Annotated in this window: 1 protein-coding gene; it reads right to left on the bottom strand. The window is 71.1% G+C overall.

All coding sequences use genetic code 11. The features are described from left to right. Positions 1-24: 24 nt before the first annotated feature. Positions 25-936, bottom strand: a complete 912-nt coding sequence (gene hemC, locus QRO93_RS05750; RefSeq protein ID WP_053450871.1) for a hydroxymethylbilane synthase — start codon at positions 934-936, stop codon at positions 25-27. Positions 937-1,077: the final 141 nt, after the last annotated feature.

The raw sequence follows: 1,077 nt of genomic DNA, 5'->3' as shown, positions 1-1,077 counted from the left end.
CCCTCGACTCTACAGATGCGTGGCTCAGACGTTCAACAGCTCGCCGGCACCGGCGTCCAGCAGCATCGTCGCCACGCGCTGGCCCAGCGCATCCGGGTCGCTGGCCGGCCCCACCGCTTCGGCGCGTACCGCGCGGCCGTCACTGGCGCTGCCGACCAGGCCCTGCAGGTGCAGGTCATTGCCCTGCCACTGCGCGATCGCCGCCACCGGCACGTGGCAGCTGCCATGCAGCGCACGATTCATCGCCCGCTCGGCCTCCACACAGGCGCGGGTGGAAGCGTCGTCAAGCCCCGCGAACAGGGCCATCAGGCGTGCGTTGCCGCCATCGCATTCGACTGCCACCGCGCCTTGTGCCGGCGCCGGCAACCACTGCGGCGGCTGCAGGCGCGCGACGATGCGCTGGCCCAGGCCCAGCCGTTCCAGCCCGGCCACAGCCAGCACGATGGCGTCGTAGCCACCATTGTCGAGCTTGGCCAGGCGGGTGTTGACGTTGCCGCGCAGGTCCAGCAGTTCCAGGTCCGGGCGCAGCGCGCGCAACTGGGCCTGGCGGCGCAGCGACGAGGTGCCGACACGCGCACCGATCGGCAGCGCCTCCAGCGAGGCGTACAGGTTGGAGACGAAGCCATCAGCAGGGTCGTGCCGGGTCAGCATCGCCGGCAACGCAAACGGCGCGTCCAGCTCCATCGGTACGTCCTTCAGCGAATGCACGGCACAGTCGGCCTCACCGCGCAGCATGGCCAGCTCCAGTTCCTTCAGGAACAGGCCCTTGCCACCGATGGCGGCCAGCGAGCGGTCCAGCACCTCGTCGCCGCGGGTGCTCATCGGCACCAGTTCCACGTGCAGGCCGGGGTGGGCCTGGCGCAGGCGGTCGGCGACGTGTTCGCTCTGCCAGAGGGCGAGCGGGCTCTTGCGGGTGGCGATGCGGACGGTTTCCATCCGGGCATTATCGCGCCTTCGGCGCGGATACGGCCAACGGCGGAGCCCCTCGTGGCTTGGAGCAGCAGCTGGGCTTGGCCGGGCGGGGTGGGTTCGCGGGGGACGCCGTGAATCCGTCCGTGGAGGCTTGGCCGCGGCATC

The organism is Stenotrophomonas maltophilia group sp. Smal17, from assembly GCF_030237045.1.
Lineage (GTDB): Bacteria > Pseudomonadota > Gammaproteobacteria > Xanthomonadales > Xanthomonadaceae > Stenotrophomonas > Stenotrophomonas forensis.
Note: the sequence above shows the minus strand (reverse complement) of the source record. Positions and strands in the feature narration are given on the sequence as shown.

Bases quoted from the DNA above. Each gene is read 5' to 3' on its own strand.
- hemC (WP_053450871.1), bottom strand. From the start codon at position 936: ATGGAAACCGTCCGCATCGCCACCCGCAAGAGCCCGCTCGCCCTCTGG.